The 19,840-nt window shown below is 72.1% G+C and carries 17 protein-coding genes; 16 read left to right on the top strand and 1 reads right to left on the bottom strand.

What is annotated here, in order from left to right; translation table 11 throughout:
- The first annotated feature begins 36 nt into the window (after nt 1-36).
- From FR742_RS21995 to FR742_RS45290, 14 genes are all read left to right on the top strand, one after another.
- Nucleotides 37-1,569, top strand: coding sequence for a UDP-N-acetylmuramoyl-L-alanyl-D-glutamate--2,6-diaminopimelate ligase (locus FR742_RS21995; protein ID WP_148034742.1), 1,533 nt, complete (start codon nt 37-39; stop codon nt 1,567-1,569).
- The gene (gene murF / locus FR742_RS21990; protein ID WP_148032679.1) at nt 1,566-2,984 is read left to right on the top strand and encodes a UDP-N-acetylmuramoyl-tripeptide--D-alanyl-D-alanine ligase; all 1,419 of its coding nucleotides are present in this window, start codon (nt 1,566-1,568) and stop codon (nt 2,982-2,984) included. The genes FR742_RS21995 and murF overlap by 4 nt, the downstream gene beginning before the upstream one ends.
- On the top strand, nt 2,981-4,036 hold the full coding sequence (mraY, locus tag FR742_RS21985) for a phospho-N-acetylmuramoyl-pentapeptide-transferase (RefSeq protein ID WP_148032678.1): 1,056 nt from the start codon (nt 2,981-2,983) through the stop codon (nt 4,034-4,036). The genes murF and mraY overlap by 4 nt, the downstream gene beginning before the upstream one ends.
- Nucleotides 4,036-5,400 (top strand): UDP-N-acetylmuramoyl-L-alanine--D-glutamate ligase, encoded by a 1,365-nt coding sequence (gene murD, locus FR742_RS21980; protein ID WP_148032677.1) that lies wholly within the window; start codon nt 4,036-4,038, stop codon nt 5,398-5,400. Before mraY ends, murD begins: the two co-directional genes overlap by 1 nt.
- Nucleotides 5,397-6,698 carry a putative lipid II flippase FtsW gene (gene ftsW, locus FR742_RS21975; protein ID WP_148032676.1) on the top strand — a complete coding sequence of 434 codons (1,302 nt, stop codon included), beginning with the start codon at nt 5,397-5,399 and terminating at the stop codon, nt 6,696-6,698. Before murD ends, ftsW begins: the two co-directional genes overlap by 4 nt.
- 12 nt (nt 6,699-6,710) lie before the next feature.
- A complete protein-coding gene (murG, locus tag FR742_RS21970; RefSeq protein WP_148032675.1) occupies nt 6,711-7,787 on the top strand; it encodes an undecaprenyldiphospho-muramoylpentapeptide beta-N-acetylglucosaminyltransferase in 1,077 nt (358 codons plus the stop codon).
- On the top strand, nt 7,784-9,193 hold the full coding sequence (gene murC / locus FR742_RS21965) for a UDP-N-acetylmuramate--L-alanine ligase (protein ID WP_148032674.1): 1,410 nt from the start codon (nt 7,784-7,786) through the stop codon (nt 9,191-9,193). The genes murG and murC overlap by 4 nt, the downstream gene beginning before the upstream one ends.
- Nucleotides 9,194-9,205: 12 nt before the next feature.
- Entirely contained in the window at nt 9,206-9,868 is a 663-nt protein-coding gene (locus FR742_RS21960; RefSeq protein ID WP_148032673.1) for a cell division protein FtsQ/DivIB, read from the top strand.
- A gap of 367 nt (nt 9,869-10,235) precedes the next feature.
- A complete protein-coding gene (ftsZ, locus tag FR742_RS21955) occupies nt 10,236-11,738 on the top strand; it encodes a cell division protein FtsZ (protein WP_148032672.1) in 1,503 nt (500 codons plus the stop codon).
- Between the two features lie 187 nt (nt 11,739-11,925).
- A complete protein-coding gene (locus FR742_RS21950) occupies nt 11,926-12,618 on the top strand; it encodes a YggS family pyridoxal phosphate-dependent enzyme (protein WP_261808669.1) in 693 nt (230 codons plus the stop codon).
- A gap of 138 nt (nt 12,619-12,756) precedes the next feature.
- Nucleotides 12,757-13,257: a cell division protein SepF gene (locus FR742_RS21945; RefSeq protein WP_148032670.1), complete on the top strand. Its 501-nt coding sequence runs from the start codon at nt 12,757-12,759 to the stop codon at nt 13,255-13,257.
- An 81-nt stretch (nt 13,258-13,338) separates the two neighbouring features.
- Nucleotides 13,339-13,629 (top strand): YggT family protein, encoded by a 291-nt coding sequence (locus FR742_RS21940; RefSeq protein ID WP_148032669.1) that lies wholly within the window; start codon nt 13,339-13,341, stop codon nt 13,627-13,629.
- A gap of 104 nt (nt 13,630-13,733) precedes the next feature.
- A complete protein-coding gene (locus tag FR742_RS21935) occupies nt 13,734-14,609 on the top strand; it encodes a DivIVA domain-containing protein (RefSeq protein WP_148032668.1) in 876 nt (291 codons plus the stop codon).
- Between the two features lie 82 nt (nt 14,610-14,691).
- Nucleotides 14,692-16,683, top strand: a complete 1,992-nt coding sequence (locus FR742_RS45290) for a hypothetical protein (RefSeq protein ID WP_222709020.1) — start codon at nt 14,692-14,694, stop codon at nt 16,681-16,683.
- A 325-nt stretch (nt 16,684-17,008) separates the two neighbouring features.
- Here the strand turns inward: FR742_RS45290 and FR742_RS21925 are convergent, their stop codons facing one another.
- Nucleotides 17,009-18,178, bottom strand: a complete 1,170-nt coding sequence (locus FR742_RS21925) for an SDR family oxidoreductase (RefSeq protein ID WP_261808668.1) — start codon at nt 18,176-18,178, stop codon at nt 17,009-17,011.
- Nucleotides 18,179-18,268: 90 nt separating this feature from the next.
- Here FR742_RS21925 and FR742_RS21920 point away from each other — a divergent pair, with 90 nt between their 5' ends.
- Nucleotides 18,269-19,165, top strand: a complete 897-nt coding sequence (locus tag FR742_RS21920; protein WP_148032666.1) for a LysR family transcriptional regulator — start codon at nt 18,269-18,271, stop codon at nt 19,163-19,165.
- 40 nt (nt 19,166-19,205) lie between these two features.
- On the top strand, nt 19,206-19,829 hold the full coding sequence (locus tag FR742_RS21915; RefSeq protein WP_148032665.1) for an MBL fold metallo-hydrolase: 624 nt from the start codon (nt 19,206-19,208) through the stop codon (nt 19,827-19,829).
- Nucleotides 19,830-19,840: the final 11 nt, after the last annotated feature.

Below are 19,840 nucleotides of genomic sequence, written 5' to 3'. Positions count from 1 at the left end.
AGGGGAGGGTACGCTGCCGCCGTGCGTCCCCCGTCCATGCGTCCCACCGACAGCCCGCCGCGCCCGCTGACCGCGCTGGCGACCATGCTCGATGCCGAGACCGGCACCGCGCGGTCGCCGCACGCCGCGCTCACCGGCGTCACCCACGACTCCCGCCAGGCGCGGCGCGGAGACCTCTACGTCGCGCTGCGCGGTGCGCGCGCGCACGGCGCCGACTTCTCCGCCGAGGCGATGGCGCGCGGCGCCGTGGCCGTCCTGACCGACGCCGCGGGCCGCGACGCGGCCGTCGCCACCGGCCTGCCGGTGCTCGTCGTGCCCGATCCGCGCGCTTTGCTCGGCCAGGTCGCCGCCTGGGTCTACGGTCACCCGGCCCGCGACATCACGGTCCTCGGCGTCACCGGCACCAGCGGCAAGTCCACCACCACGTTCCTGCTGGAGGCCGGGCTGCGCGCGGCGGGCCTGCGCACCGGCCTGGTGGGCGGCGTCGAGATCCACGCCGGCGACCTGTGCTTCGAGGCCGGGCTCACCACCCCGGAGGCGTCGGATCTGCACGGCCTGTTCGCGCTCATGCGCGAGCAGGGCGTCACCGCGGCCGCCATGGAGGTCTCCAGCCACGCGCTCGCGCTCAACCGCGTCGACGGCGTCTTCTACGACGTGGCGCTGTTCACCAACCTGTCGCAGGACCACCTCGACTTCCACAAGGACCTCGACGACTACTTCGCCACCAAGGCCAAGCTCTTCCAGCCCGAGCTGAGCCGGATCGGCGTGACCAACGTCGACGACCCCCACGGGCGCGAGCTGCTGCGCCTGGCCAAGGTGCCGATGACCACCTTCTCCGCCCAGGGCGACCCAGGCGCCGAGTGGCGGGCGCTCGACGCCCGGCTGGGCGCCGACGGCAGCGCCTTCAGGATCGTCGGCCCCGGCGGCGTCGAGGCCGACGCGCAGATCGCGCTGCCCGGCCCGTTCAACGTCGCCAACGCCCTCGGCGCCGTCGTCACCCTGGTCGAGGCCGGCGTGCCGCTGCAGACCGCGGTCCACGGCGTCGGCACCCTCACCGGGGTGCCCGGCCGGATGGAGCGGGTCACCGGCGCCGGCGACGAGTTCCAGGCCGTCGTCGACTACTCGCACAAACCCGGCGCCGTGGAGTCGGTGCTCCGCTCGCTCCGCGAGGTGACCGCGGGCCGGCTCACCGTCGTGCTCGGCTGCGGCGGCGACCGCGACAGGGGCAAACGGCCGCTCATGGGCGAGGCCGCCGCGCGGCTGGCCGATGTGGCGGTTCTCACCAGCGACAACCCCCGCTCCGAGGATCCGCTGGCCATCCTGGCCGAGATGATGGAAGGGGCGCTGAGCGTGCCCCGCGAGGAGCGCGCTCATGTGATCATTGAGCCCGACCGCGCGGCCGCCATCGACCTCGCGGTGAACCGCGCCACGCGCGGTGACGTCATAGTCGTGGCAGGCAAGGGCCACGAGCAGGGCCAGTACGTTTCAGGCGAGGTGATCCCCTTCGACGACAGGGAGGTGGTCGCCGCAGCGATCGACGCACGCAAGGAAAGCAGGAAGTACGAATGATCCCGTTGCCTCTGGCCAGGATCGCCGAGATAACCTCGGGCGCGCTGTCGGGCATGGCCGACCCCCGCGCCGTGGTGCGCGGCCCCGTCGTGATCGACTCGCGGGCCGTCGAGCCGGGATCCCTCTTCGTCGCGTTCAGAGGCGCCCGCGTCGACGGGCACGACTACGCGGCGCAGGCCGTGCGGGCCGGCGCCGTCGCGGTGCTGGCCGGCCGCCCCGTCGAGGCGCCCGCCGTCATCGTGCCCGACACCACGGCCGCGCTGGCCGAGCTGGCGACCGCGCAGGCCGCGTCGCTGCCGGACGCGACCGTGATCGGGGTGACCGGCTCGGCGGGCAAGACCACCACCAAGGACCTCCTCGCGCGGCTGACCGCCAGGATCGGCCCGACGATCGCCCCGGCCGGAAACCACAACAACGAGATCGGCCACCCGCTCACCGTGCTCAAGGCCGGCCTCGACACCCGCTACCTGGTGCTGGAGCTGAGCGCCCGCCACATCGGCAACATCGCCGACCTGGCCCGCATCGCCCCGCCCACGATCGGCGTGGTCCTCAACGTCGGCACCGCCCACATCGGCGAGTTCGGCGGCAAGGAGGCCATCGCCAAGGCCAAGGGCGAGCTGGTCGAGGCGCTGCCGCGCACCGGCGTCGCGGTGCTCAACGCCGACGACCCGCTGGTCCACGCCATGGCCACGCGCACCGACGCGCGCGTCACCCTGTTCGGGCGCGGCGAGCACGCGGCCATCCGCGCCGAGGACGTCGTCGCCGACGAGCGCGGGCGCGCCTCGTTCACGCTCCGCACCCCCTCCGGCGCCGCCCCCGTCAGGCTCAGGCTGTACGGAGCACACGCGGTCGACAACGCGCTGGCCGCCGCCGCCGCGGGCTACGAGCTGGGCCTGCCCGTCGCCGCCATCGCCGAGGAGCTGTCGGCGGCCGAGCCGCGCAGCCGGTGGCGGATGGAGGTCACCGACCGCCCCGACGGCGTGACGATCGTCAACGACGCCTACAACGCCAACCCCGACTCGATGCGGGCCGCGTTCGAGACGCTCGCCGTGCTCGGGCGCGACCGGCGGCGGTTCGCGGTCATCGCCGCCCTGCGCGAGCTGGGCGAAGACAGCGAGGCGCTGAACACCGAGGTCGGCCGCCTGGCCGGCGCGGGCGGCCTGACCGGGCTCATCGTGGCCGGCCCCGACGCGGGCCCGGTGCTCCAAGGCGCCCACGCGGGCGCCGAGCAGGCCCAGCGGGGCGGGCCCCCGGGCACCCCGCTGCCCCGCATCGTGCACGTGCCCGACGCCCAGGCCGCCGCCGCCGAGCTCGGCCCGTGGCTGCGGCCCGGCGACGTCGTGCTCGTGAAGGGCCCGCGCGCCATGGGCCTGGAGCGCACCGCCGAGCTCCTGCTGGGAGGTGCAGGCCGGTGACCAACATCATCATCGCCGGCGCCGTCGGGCTCGTCCTGTCGATGCTCGGCACCCCCCTGGCCATCCGGGTGTTCTCCAGGCGCGGCTACGGCCAGGAGATCCGCGAGGAGGGTCCGTCCGGCCACCATGGCAAGCGCGGCACCCCCACCATGGGCGGCACCGTCATCGTGCTCGGCTCGCTGCTCGCCTACGGCGCCTCCCACCTGGCCACGCTGGAGCCGGTCACCGCCTCCGGCCTGCTCGTGCTGTTCCTGATGACCGGGCTCGGCGCCGTCGGCTTCCTCGACGACTTCATCAAGATCTACAAGCAGCGCAGCCTCGGCCTGCGCAGCGGCGCCAAGGCGTTCGGCCAGCTCATCGTGGGCGCGATCTTCGCCGTGCTGGTCACCCAGCAGCCGAACATCTACCAGATCACCCCCGCCGACACCCGGCTCTCCTTCCTGCGCGACTTCGGGCCGTCGATCGGCATCGTGGGGTTCACCATCTGGGTGCTCATCATGATCGTCGGGTTCTCCAACGCGGTGAACCTCACCGACGGCCTCGACGGCCTGGCCAGCGGCGCCACCGGCGTGGTGCTCGGCGCGTACGTGCTCATCGGCAACTGGCAGCTCCGCAACAACTGCATCGACCAGCTCGGCCCCAACTGCTACTGGGTGCGCGACCCGCTCGACCTGGCCGTGGTCGCCGCCTCGGTGCTCGGCGCGCTCGTCGGCTTCCTGTGGTGGAACGCCCCGCCCGCCAAGATCTTCATGGGCGACACCGGCTCGCTGGCCCTCGGCGGCGTGCTGGCCGGCCTGGCCATCGCCACCCGCACCCAGCTGCTGCTCATCCTCCTCGCCGGGCTCTGCGTGGTCATCACGCTGTCGGTGATCATCCAGGTCGGCTTCTTCAAGATGACCGGCAAACGGGTGTTCCGGATGGCGCCGCTGCAGCACCACTTCGAGCTCAAGGGCTGGGCCGAGACCACGATCGTGGTCCGCTTCTGGCTGATCGCCGGCCTGTGCGCGGCGCTCGGGCTCGGCCTGTTCTACGTCGAATGGATGCCCCGCTGATGAGTCTCACCTGCGTCGCCGGGCTGGGCGTGTCCGGCACCGCCGTCGCCAGGGCCCTCGCCGGGCGGGGCGAGCGCGTGGTGGTCGTGGAGTCCGGCGGGGGAGAGCGGCAGCTGGCCGCGGCGGCGGAGCTGTCCGGCCGCGGCGTGGAGGTCCGGCTCGGCCCGCTGTCGCTGCCCGAGGGCACCACCCGGCTGGTCACCACAGGCTGGGCGCCGCACCACCCGCTGATCGCCGCCGCCCTGTCGGCGGGCGTCGAGGTGATCGGCGAGGTGGAGCTCGCCTGGCGGCTGCGGCCCGCCGAGCCCGCCCCCTGGCTGGCGCTCACCGGCACCAACGGCAAGACCACCGCCGTGCGCATGCTCACCGCCATGCTGACCGCCGCCGGTCACAAGGCCGCCGCCGTCGGCAACGTGGGCGTGCCCGTCGTCGAAGCCGTGCGCGAGCCGTACGACGTGCTCGCGGTCGAGTTGTCCAGCTTCCAGCTCCACTGGTCGGCCACGCTCGCCCCGCACGCCGCGGCCGTGCTCAACGTGGCGCCCGACCACCTCGACTGGCACGGCTCGATGGACGCCTACGCGGCCGCCAAGGGGCGCGTCTTCGAACGGGCCGGCACCGTGATCTACAACGCCGACGACCCGGAGTGCGCCAGGCTGGCCGGGCCGTACCCCGGCGCGGTCGGGTTCACGCTGCGCGTCCCCAGGCCGGGCCAGGTCGGCCTGGTCGAGGACCTGCTGGTCGACAGGGCCTTCGTCGGCGACCCCGTGGAGGCGGCCGAGGAGCTCGCCACGCTCGCCGACGTGCGCCCGCTCGCGCCCCACAACGTCGCCAACGCCCTGGCCGCCGCCGCGCTGGCCCGCGCGTTCGGCGTGCCGGCGGAAGCGGTGCGGCAGGGCCTGCGGGACTTCACGCCCGACCCGCACCGACTGGCGCACGTCGCCAGGGTCGCCGAGGTCGACTACGTGGACGACTCCAAGGCCACCAACCCGCACGCCGCCGCGGCCGCGCTGGCGTCCTACCCGTCGATCGTGTGGGTGGCCGGCGGGCAGCTCAAGGGCGCCGACGTGGCCGACCTGGTCAGCCAGGCCGCGCCGCGGCTGCGCGGAGCCGTCCTGCTCGGCGCCGACCGGGCCAGGATCGCCGAAGCTCTCGCGCGACACGCGCCGAATGTCCCCGTCGTGGACATCGAAGGTCAGGACACTGGTGTGATGGACCGTGTCGTGACCGAAGCCTCCCGCCTCGCCTCCCCCGGGGACACCGTGCTGCTCGCCCCGGCGGGCGCCTCGCTGGACATGTTCCCCGGCTACCCGGCCCGAGGGGAGGCCTTCGCGCGAGCCGTACGCGCCTTGGAGGCGGGCACGTGAGCACGGCCACAGGCGAACGCGCCGAACGCGCCGAGCCCGCCCGCCCGGCCGCCACGCAGCAGCCGTCCACCTGGGCCCGCGAGCGGCTCGGCACGCTCAAGGAGCTTCTCGACAAGCCGCTGGCGACCTACTACCTGATCCTCGGGTGCAGCCTGCTGCTGCTCGCGCTCGGGCTGATGATGGTGCTCTCCGCCTCCAGCATCGAGGCGATGCAGGAGACGGGCAACCCGTTCTACTGGTTCATCAAGCAGTCGCTGTCGGCGGCTGTCGGGCTGCCCATCATGTGGTTCTTCACGCAGCTGCCCTACCGGTTCTTCCGGTGGATGGGCTATCCGCTGATGGCGTTGTCGATCATCGCGTTGGTCCTGGTGCTGTTCATCGGCTCGTCCGAGCTGGGCGCGCAGCGGTGGATCTACTTCGGCCCGTTCACCGTCCAGCCGTCCGAGCCGGCCAAGCTCGGGCTGGCGCTGTGGGGGGCCGACCTGCTGGCGCGGCGGGTGCGCAAGGGCCGCATCGAGTGGCGGCAGATGCTCATCCCGCTGCTGCCGGGCACCGCCATCCTGGCCATCCTGGTCATGCTCGGCAGCGACCTCGGCACCACGCTCGTGCTGTTCCTGATCTTCCTGGCGCTGCTGTGGGTGGTGGGGGCGCCGGTCAAGCTGTTCGGCGGCATCCTCTCGCTCGCCGTGCTGGCCGCCGTCATCATGATCACCGTGGAGCCCTACCGGCTGGCCCGCGTCGGCGCCTTCCTCGACCCGTGGGCCGACGCGCAGGGCGCGGGCTACCAGGCCGTGCAGGGGCAGATCGCGATGGGCTCGGGCGGCTGGTTCGGGCTCGGGCTCGGCAGCAGCAGGCAGAAGTGGGACTGGCTGCCGCACGGCGAGAGCGACTTCATCTTCGCCATCCTCGGCGAGGAGCTCGGGCTGATGGGCACGCTGCTTGTGGTGGCGCTGTTCGGCCTGCTCGGGTACGCGGGACTGCGGGTGGCCTCCCGGGTCAACGACGCGTTCGTCCGGCTGGTCTCCGTCGCGGTCGTGGCCTGGGTCGTCGGGCAGGCCATCGTCAACATGGGCGCGGTGCTCGGGGTCCTGCCGATCACCGGCATCCCGCTGCCGCTGGTCTCCTACGGCGGGTCCGCGCTGCTGCCCACGCTGGCGGCGCTGGGCATGCTGCTGTCGTTCGCCAAGCGGGAGCCGGGGGCGCGTGAGGCTCTGGCCGCGCGTGGCCCCGGACCGGCCGTGCGGGCCCTAAGCTGGCTTGGCCTGGGGGGTATGACCAGAGGCCGAGGAAGACGTTAGGGAGTGACCGACATGAGGGTGGTCCTCGCCGGTGGCGGGACGGCCGGGCACATCGAGCCGGCGCTCGCCCTGGCCGACGCGCTGCGCCGCCTCGACGCGAGCATCGGCGTGACCTGCGTGGGCACCGAGCGGGGGCTGGAGACCCGTCTCGTCCCGGCCAGGGGCTACGAGCTGGAGCTGGTGCCGGCCGTGCCGCTGCCCAGGGCGCTCACGCCGCAGCTGCTGACCGTCCCCGGCCGCCTCGCCGGGGCGGTCAACGCGGTCGCCGCCGTCCTCGACCGGACGCGGGCCGACATCCTGGTCGGTTTCGGCGGCTACGTCGCCACCCCCGCCTACCTCGCCGCCAAGCGGCGCGGCCTGCCGATCGTGGTCCACGAGGCCAACCCGAAGCCCGGCCTGGCCAACCGGCTCGGCGCCAAGCTCACTGACCACGTCTTCACCGGCTTCCCCGACGCCTCGATCGCCAAGGCCGAATACATCGGCACCCCGCTGCGCCGCCAGATCGTCGAGCTCGACCGGCTGTCCATGGGCGACAGGGCCCGCTCCTGGTTCGGGCTGCAGACCGACCGGCCGACGCTGCTGGTGTTCGGCGGCTCCCAGGGCGCCAGGTCGATCAACGACGCCGCGCTGGCGGCCGCGCCCGCCCTGCGCGCCGCGGGGGTGCAGGTGCTGCACGTGGTCGGCGCCAAGAACACCGTCGAGCACGAGCCGCCGCCCGGCGACCCTCAGTACGTCCTGCTGCCGTACCTCGACCGGATGGACCTCGCCTACGCGGCCGCCGACGTGGCGCTGTGCCGCAGCGGCGCGCTCACCTGCGCCGAGCTCACCGCCGTCGGCCTGCCCGCCGCGTACGTGCCGCTGCCGCACGGCAACGGCGAGCAGCGGATGAACGCCGAGCGCGTCACGGCGGGCGCGGGCGGCATGTTGGTGGACGACGCCGAACTGTCATCTGATTGGATCATTGATCACGTGCTGCCCCTTCTCCATGACCCCGAACGGGTCGCCGTCATGTCAGAGGCGGCCTCGGCGCTGGGCATGAAGGACGCGGACGTCACGCTCGCCAGGAAAGTGTTGGAGATAGTCCGATGAGTCTCGTCAAGCTGGTCGATCCCGTCGCCGCGGAAGAACTGGGCAGGGTCCACTTCATCGGCATCGGCGGTGCGGGCATGTCCGGCATCGCGCGGATCCTTCTCAAGCGCGGCGTGCGCGTGTCCGGGAGCGACGCCCGCAGCGGCGAGCTGGTCACCGAGCTGCGCGAGCTGGGCGCGACCGTGCACATCGGCCACGCCGCCTCGCACATCAAGGACGTCGACACCGTGGTGGTGTCCACCGCCATCCGCGACTCCAACCCCGAGCTGGGCGAGGCGCTCAAGCAGCGGCTGCGGGTCATCCCGCGGGCCGCCGCGCTCGCCGCCGTGATGTCCGGCCGCACCGGCGTGGCGATCGCCGGCACCCACGGCAAGACCACCACCACCTCGATGCTCACCGTCGCCCTGCAGAAGTGCGGCGCCGACCCGTCCTACTGCGTGGGCGGCCAGCTCGTCACGACGGGCCTGGGCGCCGACGAGGGCTCGGGCCAGGTGTTCGTGGCCGAGGCCGACGAGAGCGACGGCTCGTTCCTCATGCTGGCCCCGGAGATCGCCGTGGTCACCAACGTGGAGGCCGACCATCTCGACAACTACGGCGACCCGCGCGCCGTGCACGACAGCTTCGCCCGGTTCGTCGACCGGGTCGGCGAGCTCCTCGTGGTCTGCGCCGACGACCCGGGCGCGGCCGAGGTGGCCGAGGTGGCCCGCCGCCGCGGCAAGCGCGTGGTGACGTACGGGACCGCCGCCGACTACCGGATCTCCGGGGTCAGGCCCGACGGGTTCGGCACCGTCTTCACCGTCGAGGGGCCGGGCGCGAGCAAGGGCGAGGTGCGGCTGGCCGTCCCCGGGGCGCACAACGCGCTCAACGCCACCGCGGTGATCGCCGTGGCCGACGAGCTGGGCTTGCCGTTCGAGGAGATCAGAGACGGGCTGGCGGCCTTCACCGGGGCCAAGCGGCGCTTCGAGGCCAAGGGCGAGGCCGGCGGGGTCGTGGTGTTCGACAGCTACGCCCATCACCCGACCGAGCTGGCCGCCGACCTCAGAGCGGCGCGCGACGTGGTCGCCTCCTACTCCGGCGACGGCCGGGTCATCGCGATCTTCCAGCCGCACCTCTACTCGCGCACCCGGTTCTTCGCCGACGAGTTCGGCACCGCGCTCGGGCTGGCCGACGAGGCGATCGTGCTGGACGTGTACGGCGCCCGCGAGGATCCCGAGCCGGGCGTGTCCGGGGCCCTGGTGGCCGGTCTGGTCCCGCTGCCCGCCGAGCGGGTGGCCTACGTGCCGGACCGGTCGGCGGTGGCCGACTTCGTCGCGGGCCGGGCCAGGCCGGGTGACCTCGTGCTCACCATGGGCGCCGGAGACGTCACCGAGCTGGGGCCGCGGATCGTCGCGGCCCTGTCGCGCTGAGCCGGGGGCGCGGTGACCGCTCGCAAGGTCTTCCTGGTCCTGCTCACCGCCGGCGTGGTGGGCACGGCGGCGTGGCTGGTGTTCTTCTCGCCGGTGCTCGGAGTCCGGACGGTGGAGATCGTGGGAAATGTCACACTAGCGCCCGATGTGGTGAGGAAAGCCGCGGCGGTGCCCGATCTGCACCCGCTCGCCACCGTCGATCTGGCACAGGTCGAGGACCGGGTCCGCGGCATCCGTCAGGTCGCCTCCGCGAAGGTCGACCGCGTCTGGCCCGCCACGCTCCGCATAGAGGTGGTCGAGCGGGAGCCGGTCGCGCAGATCCCGGCCGGAGACAAGATCGCCGTCATCGACAAGACCGGGGCGGTCATCGAGTTGCGCGACGTGGCGCCGCCCATGCTGCCGGTGCTGAAGGTGGCCAGTCCGGCCGTCGGCGACCCCGCCACCATGGCGGCGCTGGACGTGGTGCGCGGCCTGCCGGCGAGCATCTCGGGGCGGGTTCGCCAGGTCAGCGCCACGACGGGGGAGGACGTCACCCTGGGCCTGTCCGACGGGCGCACCGTCGTCTGGGGCGGCACCGACCGGCCCGAGGCCAAGGCGCGCATCCTGCGGAGCCTGTTGAAGCGCAAGGCCGAGGTGTACGACGTGAGCTCTCCGGACGTGGTGACCCTCAAGTGATCCAATTCCGGATAAGACGCCGCGAAGCATCGCGCGTACCCGGGAAACACGGCGACTTCCCGCCAGGCGTGTCGCCGAGCCTGTGCCGGGCAGCAGGCGCGACGTGAGAGCCTGTAGATCGGGTAGAGCGGCAGGGAGTACCCGACCAGGCAAGACGTCAGAGCGAAACGGACAGCCCGCGACACGCCGGACGTGCTTGCGGCGCGGTTAGTTGACCCGCCCGGAGCGTAACTCCTACTGTCCGTATCAATCCTCAGGTTGACATAAATCTAAATCTCAACTTGAGGTTGAGAGTTACCCGAACTGACAAGACGCGGAGACAATCCGCACCGAAATGGCAAGTCAACGAGCGGAAAGGCCCCTCGTCGTGGCAGCACCGCAGAACTACCTCGCGGTCATCAAGGTCGTCGGCATCGGCGGCGGCGGAGTCAACGCCGTCAACCGGATGATCGAAGAGGGACTCAAGGGCGTCGAGTTCATCGCGATAAACACCGACGCCCAGGCGCTGCTGATGAGTGACGCCGACGTCAAACTGGACGTGGGCCGCGAGCTCACGCGCGGCCTCGGCGCGGGGGCCAACCCCGACGTGGGGCGCAAGGCGGCCGAAGACCACCGCGAGGAGATCGAGGAGGTCCTCAAGGGGGCCGACATGGTCTTCGTCACGGCGGGTGAGGGCGGTGGCACCGGCACGGGCGGCGCCCCCGTCGTGGCCAACATCGCGCGCTCTCTGGGCGCCCTGACCATAGGCGTGGTCACCCGGCCGTTCAGCTTCGAGGGCCGCCGCCGGGCCATGCAGGCCGAGGCCGGCATCGAGACGCTGCGCGACGAGGTCGACACCCTCATCGTGATCCCCAACGACCGGCTGCTGTCGATCTCCGACCGGCAGGTCAGCGTCCTCGACGCGTTCAAGGCCGCCGACCAGGTGCTGCTCTCCGGTGTGCAGGGCATCACCGACCTGATCACCACGCCCGGTCTGATCAACCTCGACTTCGCCGACGTGAAGTCCGTCATGTCCGGCGCCGGCTCGGCGCTCATGGGCATCGGCCACGCGCGCGGCGACGACCGCTCGGTGGCCGCCGCCGAGATGGCCGTCTCCAGCCCGCTGCTGGAGGCCAGCATCGACGGCGCCCACGGCGTGCTGCTGTCGATCGCGGGCGGCTCCGACCTCGGCCTGTTCGAGATCAACGAGGCGGCGCAGCTCGTGTCCATGGCGGCCGCGCCCGACGCCAACATCATCTTCGGCACGGTCATCGACGACGCGCTGGGCGACGAGGTGCGGGTCACCGTGATCGCCGCCGGGTTCGACGACGTGCCGCAGAACGACAAGCAGGCGCCGCGCCCGCAGACCCGCCCCGCCGCCGCGAGCGGCACCGGCGCCGCCTCCAGCGTGCCGCCGTCCGGGCTGCGCTCCAGCGCGCCGACGCCGCCCAAGCCGGAGCCCGCGCGCCCCGAGGCGCGCTCCGACTTCAGGCCGGAGCCCCGTACGGACTTCCGCCAGGAGCCGCGCTCCGACTTCCGCCAGGAGTCGCGTCCCGAGCCCCGTCCCGAGCCGCGCTCCGACTTCAGGCCGGAGCCCCGTACGGACTTCCGCCAGGAGCCCCGTACGGAACCACGCACCGAGCCGCGCCCGGAGCCCCGCCCCGAGCCGGTGCGTCCGGCGGAGAGCGTCCAGGACCCCGCCCCGGCCTCCTCCGCCGACGAGACGCCGGCTGACGGGCCTTCCGGTCCGGTGTCGATCCCGCGCCCCGCTCCGGAGCCTGCCAATCCGCCCACGCCCATCACCTCCCGCATGTCGGAGCCCGGCAAACGTCGTCCGGTGGTCTTCGAGGAGCAGGAGGAGGAACTCGACGTCCCCGACTTCCTCAAGTAACCGTTCCACCCGGCCGCCGCTCCCTCCGCCTGCGCACCCCGTGACGCGGTACGGGAGCGGCGCCGCCATGTCAGGCCCCGTTCGCGGGGCTGCCGGTGGAAGGCGGGGCGCCGGGGCGTCCCGGGGGTCCTCCCCTCAGGCGGGTGCGTGGTGTGCGGGGGAGAATGGGCTGACAGGAAGGAGAGGCGTGCGGAAGGAAGAGATCGCCTCGCGCGTGGCCGAGGTGGACGAGCGGATCGCCGAGGCGTGCCGGGCGGCGGGGCGGGACCGGGACGAGGTGACGCTGATCGCCGTGACCAAGACGTACCCGGCCGACGACGTGCGGATCCTGGCCGGGCTGGGCCTGCGCGACGTGGGCGAGAACCGCGACCAGGAGGCCGCGCCGAAGGCGCGCGAGTGCGCCGACCTGCCGCTGACCTGGCACTTCGTCGGTCAGTTGCAGACGAACAAGGTCCGCTCGGTGGTGGGGTACGCCGACGTGATCCACTCGGTGGACCGGCCCCGGCTGGCGAGGGCGATCAGCGGGGAGGCCGTCAAGCGGGGCAGGGAGGTCTGCTGCCTGGTGCAGGTGGCGCTCGACGACGACCCGGGGCGCGGCGGCGCCGTCCTGGCCGACGTGCCGGCGCTGGCCGACCTGATCGCCGGCGCTCCCGGTCTGCGGCTCGGCGGGGTCATGGCGGTGGCGCCGCTGGGCGAGGATCCGGCCAAGGCGTTCGCGAGGCTGCGTGATGTCGCGGTGGCCGTACAGGAGAGGCACCCACGTGCCACGATGATTTCCGCGGGGATGAGCGACGATCTGACGGAGGCCATCGCCCACGGCGCGACACACGTGCGGGTCGGTACGGCGTTGCTCGGCCGTCGGAAGCTCTTCGTCAGGTAATGTCCCCTCAAGTGGGTCTTCAGGCCCATGATCCGGTAGAGGTCGATCAGCGGTGAGCTCCAAGGGGGTACGGCTACCGCCTCGGACCCGGCGACAGGCCCGAGCGAGTGCGACCATGAGCAGGAGGACGACTTAGCGATGGCCGGCGCGATGCGCAAGATGGCGGTCTACCTCGGTCTCGTGGAGGACGACCGCTACGAGAGGTACGAGACCTACCCCGACGACTACCCGTACGAGGACGACGTCCAGCGCGCGGGCGAGGACCGGCCTGTCACGGTCCAGGACCGGGAGGAGGACACCGATCCGTCCGTTCCCGCCCCCAGGCCGGCCACCACTGTCCTTGAGCGCCGTACCACCGACCTGGCCCGGATCACCACCCTGCATCCCCGCACGTACAATGAAGCCCGAACCATCGGCGAGCACTTCCGTGACGGCACCCCCGTCATCATGAACCTGACTGAGATGGTCGACAGCGACGCAAAACGGCTCGTCGATTTCGCGGCAGGTCTGGTCTTTGGCCTACATGGAAGCATTGAACGTGTTACCAACAAGGTGTTCCTGTTGTCCCCTGCCAATGTCGAGGTGACCGCCGAGGACAAGGCTCGAATCGCGGAACGCGGGTTCTTCAACCAGAGTTAGAGTGCTCTGTATGTCAATCGGACTCAACCGGGTCTCGCCGAGACCGGGGGAGTACATCAGAAGTGGAGGCGCGGCCGGACCGTGGGGATAGTCAGCCAGATCTTGGTCGTAGTCCTGTCTCTCTACCTGGTGCTTCTCATCGGCAGGATGATCTTCGAGACGGTGCAGGCGTTCGCCCGCTCGTGGCGGCCCACCGGGGTCGTGCTCGTGCTGGCGGAGGTCACGTACACCGCGACCGACCCGCCTCTCAAGTTCCTCCGCCGTTTCATTCCCCCACTGCGGTTGGGTACGGTGGCCTTTGACCTAAGCTTCACAGTCCTCTTCATCGTCGTGTTGATCTTGATCAACGTCGTAGGATCGTTCGGTCCGTGACGAGGTCTGCAGGGCACCCGGTCATGATCCAACTCGTGTCCGCGCTGAAGTGATTCGGGTGACCGTCCCTCCGGACAGACTCCAAGCGCGCCAAGGAGACCAAAATGCCGCTTACGCCCGCTGATGTGCGGAACAAGCAGTTCAGTACTACCCGGCTCCGACCGGGCTACGACGAGGAAGAGGTCGACGCCTTCCTCGACGAAGTCGAGGCTGAGCTTGACCGCTTGATCCAAGAGAACGAAGAGCTGCGTGCCAAGCTTTCCGAGTGCATGCGCGGCAAAGTGCCTGGTGGCATGAACATGCCCATGGCCTCCGCGCCCGTGCAGGAGCAGCCCAAGCCTGAGATGATGGCGCCGCCCCAGCCGGAGCCCATGCGCGCGCCGGAGCCGCCGCAGCATCAGCAGCCGCAGCCGGTCCCGGTGGGCATGAACATGCCGCCCGCCGAAGACAACATGGACACCGCCGCCCGCGTGCTCGCCCTCGCCCAGCAGACGGCCGACCAGGCGATCGCCGACGCCCGCCGGGAGGCGGACGAGACCGTGACCCGCGCCCGCCGCGAGGCCGACGAGATCCTCACCAAGGCCCGCCGCCAGGCCGAGCAGGTGATCGGCGACGCCCGCGCCCGCGCCGAGACGCTCGAGCGCGACGCCCAGGAGCGGCACCGCCAGGCGATGGGCTCCCTCGTCCAGACCCGCGACGAGCTCGAGCGCAAGGTCGAGGAGCTGCGCAGCTTCGAGCGCGAGTACCGCAGCCGCCTCAAGCTCTACCTGGAGAACCAGCTCGCCGAGCTGAACGTCTCAGCGGAGGGCAGCGGCGGGTTCCCGGTCATGTCGGGCGGTCCCTCCGGCGCGCCGGCCATGTCGCACGCCGTGCCCCAGGGCGGCCAGCAGCCTCTGCCCGGCAACCCCAACCCGTTCGGCGGCGAGGCCCCGCAGGGCGCCTTCCCCGGCAGCGACGGTCCCCACAACGAGCGCCGGTAAGGTGTAGCGGGTCACACCAAGGACCCGTCACTCGAAAGAGCCCCTAGTGATCCTTATCAGTGCTGGTTTGGTGCTCGCGGCAGTGATTCTGCTGATCGCGGGCTTCGTACTGGCAAAGCCGTTCCTGATCATGTGGTCCATCGTGGTCAGCGTGCTGTCCGCGCTGTTCCTCGTGATCGGAGCGCTGCTGCGGCGTCACGAGCTGTTTCCCGGTGGTGGGCAGGCCGCGATGCCGGCCACCCCTCCTCCGCCGGCAGGGCTCGTGCCTCCCGGCGTCCCGCCGTACGCCCAGACCGGCCCCATGGGCGCGCCGCCGTCCCGTCCGCAGCCCTACCCGCGGACGGCGACCGTGCCGTCGCCCGCGCCCGGCGTCCCCACGCCGCACCGGCCCGCGGCCGGGGGGATCTCCCCCGACGCGATCGTGCTGGTGATCCCCGGGCGCAAGCGATACCACGTCCGAGGCTGCCGCCAGCTGACCGGGCGGGATCACGAGGAGCTCACCTACGAGGAGGCTCGCGAAGAGGGCTTCACGCCCTGCACCGCCTGCCTGCCCGACGCCGCGCTCGGCGGGCGGCAACTGCCCCCCGCCGACGACTCGGCGCCCGCGGTCCCCGCTGAGAGCCTCGCCGACCCCTCCGAGCCGACCCGTGACCTCCGGCCGCCGGTGCTTCCGCCGGAGCCCGCCACCCCCGCTCAGGAGTCCGCCGCCTCGCCCGCCGAAGCGGGCTGGTTCGGCCGCACCACCGAGGACGCGCCGCCGCCCGCGGGCAAGGGCGAACCGTCCGCCGCCGCGCCGGAGCCCGAGGGTTCCCGTCCCGGCGCCCCCACCGCCGAGCAGACCCGCCCGGTCCAGCAGCGCGGCCGCCCGTCTGAAGGTCGTCCTTCGGGTCCGTCTGCGGAGAGCCGCTCGTCCGATGGTCGTCCTTCGGGTCCGTCTGCGGAGAGCCGCTCGTTCGAAGGTCGTCCTTCCGGTCCGTCCGCGGAGAGTCGCCCGTCCAGGCAGGACCGTCCGCCGGTGGACCGCGACGACCCGGAGCCCGGGCGCGGTTCCCGGTCCCCGCACGAGCCGGGTCGTCCGGCGTCGGAATCCGGCTCATCGCCGCAAGGGCCCGGTCGTGGTGCCCAGAGTGCGGGCCGGTCGTCCCAGGAGCAGGGCAAGCGTCCGTACGCGGCTTCCGCGCGGGCGGACGAGCCGGACTCCGGGCCTGACACCCGCCCGCAACCCCGTGTGACCGCCGCCGGCACGCCGGTGCCTCCCGCGCCCGGGCCGGGTTCCCGTGAGGGCTCGGGTGATCGGCCGGCACAGGGGAAGTCTTCCGGTACGGGGGATCCCGCCACAGGCGGTACCCCGTCGGCGAGAGGGGACCAGGCCACGTCCCGTGAGGAGAAGTCCGGGAGCGGTGGCTCTGTGAAGGGTGATCGGGCTGCGTCTCCTAAGTCCGGGAGCGGTGCCTCGTCTGTGACCGGTGCCGGCCGGGATGATCGGGCCGAGTCTCGGGAGAAGAAGCCTGGTGCCTCGGCTGTGGGTGGTTCCGCCAAGGGTGATCGGGGGGCGTCTCGCGACGATGAGGGTGAGAAGGGCGTGTCACGTGAGAAGGGCGGAGGCGACTCGTCCGTAGCGGGTTCCTCCGAGGGGGAGTCGGCTTCCGCGACGGAGAAGACTGTCAGGACGCGTTCCCTGTTCGAGCCCGCGTCCCCGGCTGGGGCGCAGCGGCCGCCGTCGTCGGCCGAGTCCGCCAAGGTTCAGGGGCCGTTGCCCAAGGGCGCCGCTTCTCGTGACACCCGTCCGTCCGAAGACAAGGCGGAGAACGGCAGGACCGCGCCTGGTGACACTTCGGACGCCGACGATGCGCGCGACCAAGAGCCTGCCGAGGCGGCGAACGGTGACAGCGGGGCCAAGGGGTCCGGCACGGTCAAGGTCATCGTCGGCACCCGCCGCTACCACAGCACCGCCTGCCCGCTGATCAAGGGGGCGGGTGACTCGGGTGTGGAGACCATGACCCGCAACCAGGCAGAGGCCGCGGGTCTGACCCCCTGCTCCGTCTGCCAGCACGCTCACGAGACCGTCAGCTGACCGTAGGTCATCCCCGCGACAACGGTCCGGACCGCTCCGACGGGGTGCCCCGGAGTGAGTCGGGGCGTTGTCCGCGCAGTGCCCGTGTCGGGGGAGTCCGGACGGCGCGGCGCTGTGCGGGCCTTGAACTGGCAGAGCCGATCCTGCGGGACCGGTCGGCTGGGGGGTGATCTGCGGGACAGGTTGGCTCCGGGGTGATCCTGCGGGATCGGTCGGGGGTGATCTGGAACCGACTGGCTCAGGGGTGATCCTGCTGGACTGGTCGGCTGGGGGGTGATCCTGCGGGACAGGTTGGCTCGGGGGTGATCTTGCGGGACCCGTCGGGTCAGGGGATGATCTTTCGGGTGCGGAGGTCGGTGAGGATGTCGAGGAACATCTTCTCCGTGTCGACGAACTCGTGGAAGCCGAAGCGGCGGGCCTTGGAGCCGTCGGCGATCACGTCGTAGTCCCAGGAGAAGACGGCGTCGCCGAACGCCCACGACGACACCTCCTCGTAGGAGTGCGGTTCGAGCCCGTACTTCCCGGTCATCTCACGCCAGAGCGGCTCCTTGTCCGCCATGACCACCTGGAGTGACATGGGCAGCGGATCGGCCACCTCCAGATCGAAGAAGCGGGCGATCTTCGGCCACATCTCGTTCCAGCGGAAGAGGTCGCCGTTGTTGATGTTGAACGCCTGGTTGGCGCAGCGCGGGTCGGTCGCCGCCCAGACGGTGGCCTTGGCCAGCAGGCCGGCGTCGGTCATCTCCAGCAGCTTGTCGTAGGCGCCCGGGCGGCCGGGGAAGCGCAGGGGCAGGCCGAGTTCTTTGGAGACGGCCGCGTAGACGGCGATCACCATGGCCAGGTTCATCGGGTTGCCCAGGGCGAATCCGCACACGACCGACGGGCGGAGCGCGCTCCACGTCCAGCCCGCCCCCCGCTGCCGCCTCTCCAGGAACGCCTGCTGGTCGACGTTGAACTCCGGCGGCATGTGGCCCGGGTCGGACTCGCGGGCCGGGGTCTTGAAGGGACCCAGGTGCGCCCCGTACACCTTGTAGCCCTGCATGAGGCTGACATGGGTCAGACCGGGCGCCACCGGCTCGATCGCGTCGACCACGTTGACCAGCATCGCCAGGTTGGGCGGCACGAGCTCGGCCCACGTCGGGCGGTCCTGGTAGGCGGCGTAGAAGACGTGGGTCACCTCGGTGAGCCCGCTGAGCTTCTTGGCGGTGTCGTCCCGGTCGAGCAGGTCGACGGAGACCTGGCGGACCCGGCCGGTGGTCTCGCCGCCGCGACGCGAGAGCCCGATCACCTCCCAGTCGCCGAGGGCGTCGAGATGCTCGACCAGGTTGCGGCCGATCACCCCTTGGGCGCCGACGACGAGGGCGACCTTCCGCTGGACGCTGTTCATCTTTCTCCTCTTCATGATGGTGTCGCCGCCCTTGGCGGCCTTTCGGAGCAGCGGCCCCAGGCCGTGCTCGCGCTGAGTGTGAGCCGGCCGCCGCGTCGGTGCCGTCATGGGCCCATTCCGCCTGTCCGGTACAAGTCTGGGGCGAGTGTCCTCTATAGGGCCAACTCATAGTTTCTATCGTTCTGATAAGTTCTATGCATGATCAGCTTGCGGCAGCTCGAATACCTGGTCACGGTCGTGGACGAAGGGTCCTTCACGCGCGCCGCCGAGCTCCTGCACGTCACGCAGCCCGCCCTGTCCCACCAGGTGCAGGCGCTGGAGCGGGCGATCGGGGCCGCGCTGCTCGAAAGGTCGCCGCGCGGCGTCACCCTCACCCCGGCCGGGCGTGCCATGCTGCCCCACGCGCGGGCCGCGCTGGCCGACGCGGCCGGTGCGGTGTCCGCGGTGCGCCGGGCCGCCGGGCTCAGCGCGGGTGAGCTGCGGCTGGCGGCCGTCTACTCGGTCAGCCTGGGCGTGCTGCCCGCCGCGCTGCGGGTCTGGAGCCGCCGCCATCCGGGCGTCGACGTGCGGCTGTTCGAGCACCGGCACGCCGACGAGCTCGCCCAGGCGATGGCCGGCGGGCAGGCCGACCTGGCCATCGGCCCCCGGCCGCACGGCTGGGCCGGGCCGGTGCACACCCTCGGCGAGGAGGAGTTCGTCATCGCCGTCTCGCGGGACGACCCGCTGGCCGGCCGGCAGGCGGCCGAGGCCCGCCTGGAGGAGTTGCGGGAGCGGCGCTGGGTCCACTACGCGCCCGGCAACGGCCTCGCCGACATCCTCGACCGCGCCTGCTCCGCGGCGGGTTTCCAGCCGAAGATCGCCGTCAGGGCCGAGCAGACGGCGTCCGCGCCGATCCTTGCCGCCGCGGGGCTCGGGCCCGCGCTGATCCCCGCCAATGTGGTGCCGGCCGGCTACGACGGCCACACGCTCAAGCCGGTGCCCCGGGTGACCCGCGAGCTCACCGCCTACACCCGCGCCGCTCCCGACGCCCTCTGCGCCGCCTTCCTCGATCTGCTGCTCGACACCACGCGCGAGCGGCTGGCCCGCCCCTGGTAGCGGACGCGCGACCAGGGTGAAAGGGCGGCAGGATGGGTCGATGAGGATCACCAAGTACGGTCACGCCTGCGTACGGCTGGAGAAGGGCTCCCGGGCCCTGGTCATCGACCCGGGGGCGATGACGCCCGAGCCCGAGGCGCTGGAGGGCGCCGAGGCGGTGCTGATCACGCACGAGCACTTCGACCATTTCGCCCCCGAGCGGCTGCGTGAGCGTCCCGACCTGCCCGTGTACACCTGTCCGGGGGTGGCGCGGCACCTGACGGAGCTCGGGGACCGGGTGCGGGTGGTCAAGGACGGCGACGTGCTCGACGTGGCCGGGTTCCGGGTGGCGGTCCTGGGGGAGAAGCACCACGTCAGCCATCCCGACGTGCCGCCGGTCGACAACGTGGGGTTCCTGGTGGACGGGGAGGTGTTCCACCCGGGCGACGCGCTGACCGTCGTGGAGGTGCCGACGCTGCTGGTGCCGGGCCAGGCGCCGTGGATGACGGTGCCCGACCTGATCCGCTACCTGCGGGCGGTCAAGCCGCGGCGCGCGTACGCGATCCACGACGGGCTGCTCAACGAGTGGGGGCTCAAGGTCCTCGACGGCGTGCTCGCCGGCGAGGGTGAGCGGGCCGCCGCCGAGTTCCGGCGGCTGCCCGTCGGCGGCTCCGCCGAGGTTTGACGCGCCCGGCG

Source organism: Nonomuraea sp. C10, assembly GCF_008017515.1.
Lineage (GTDB): Bacteria > Actinomycetota > Actinomycetes > Streptosporangiales > Streptosporangiaceae > Nonomuraea > Nonomuraea ferruginea.
This window is presented reverse-complemented; position numbering and strand designations above follow the sequence as displayed.

Excerpts from the sequence above, each read along its gene's own strand:
- murC (WP_148032674.1), top strand. The coding sequence starts at position 7,784 with ATGAGTCTCGTCAAGCTGGTCGATCCCGTCGCCGCGGAAGAACTGGGC.
- FR742_RS21945 (WP_148032670.1), top strand. The coding sequence starts at position 12,757 with ATGGCCGGCGCGATGCGCAAGATGGCGGTCTACCTCGGTCTCGTGGAG.
- FR742_RS21995 (WP_148034742.1), top strand. The coding sequence starts at position 37 with ATGCGTCCCACCGACAGCCCGCCGCGCCCGCTGACCGCGCTGGCGACC.
- murF (WP_148032679.1), top strand. The coding sequence starts at position 1,566 with ATGATCCCGTTGCCTCTGGCCAGGATCGCCGAGATAACCTCGGGCGCG.
- FR742_RS21925 (WP_261808668.1), bottom strand. The coding sequence starts at position 18,178 with ATGACGGCACCGACGCGGCGGCCGGCTCACACTCAGCGCGAGCACGGC.
- FR742_RS21935 (WP_148032668.1), top strand. The coding sequence starts at position 13,734 with ATGCCGCTTACGCCCGCTGATGTGCGGAACAAGCAGTTCAGTACTACC.
- FR742_RS21915 (WP_148032665.1), top strand. The coding sequence starts at position 19,206 with ATGAGGATCACCAAGTACGGTCACGCCTGCGTACGGCTGGAGAAGGGC.
- murG (WP_148032675.1), top strand. The coding sequence starts at position 6,711 with ATGAGGGTGGTCCTCGCCGGTGGCGGGACGGCCGGGCACATCGAGCCG.
- murD (WP_148032677.1), top strand. The coding sequence starts at position 4,036 with ATGAGTCTCACCTGCGTCGCCGGGCTGGGCGTGTCCGGCACCGCCGTC.
- FR742_RS21920 (WP_148032666.1), top strand. The coding sequence starts at position 18,269 with ATGATCAGCTTGCGGCAGCTCGAATACCTGGTCACGGTCGTGGACGAA.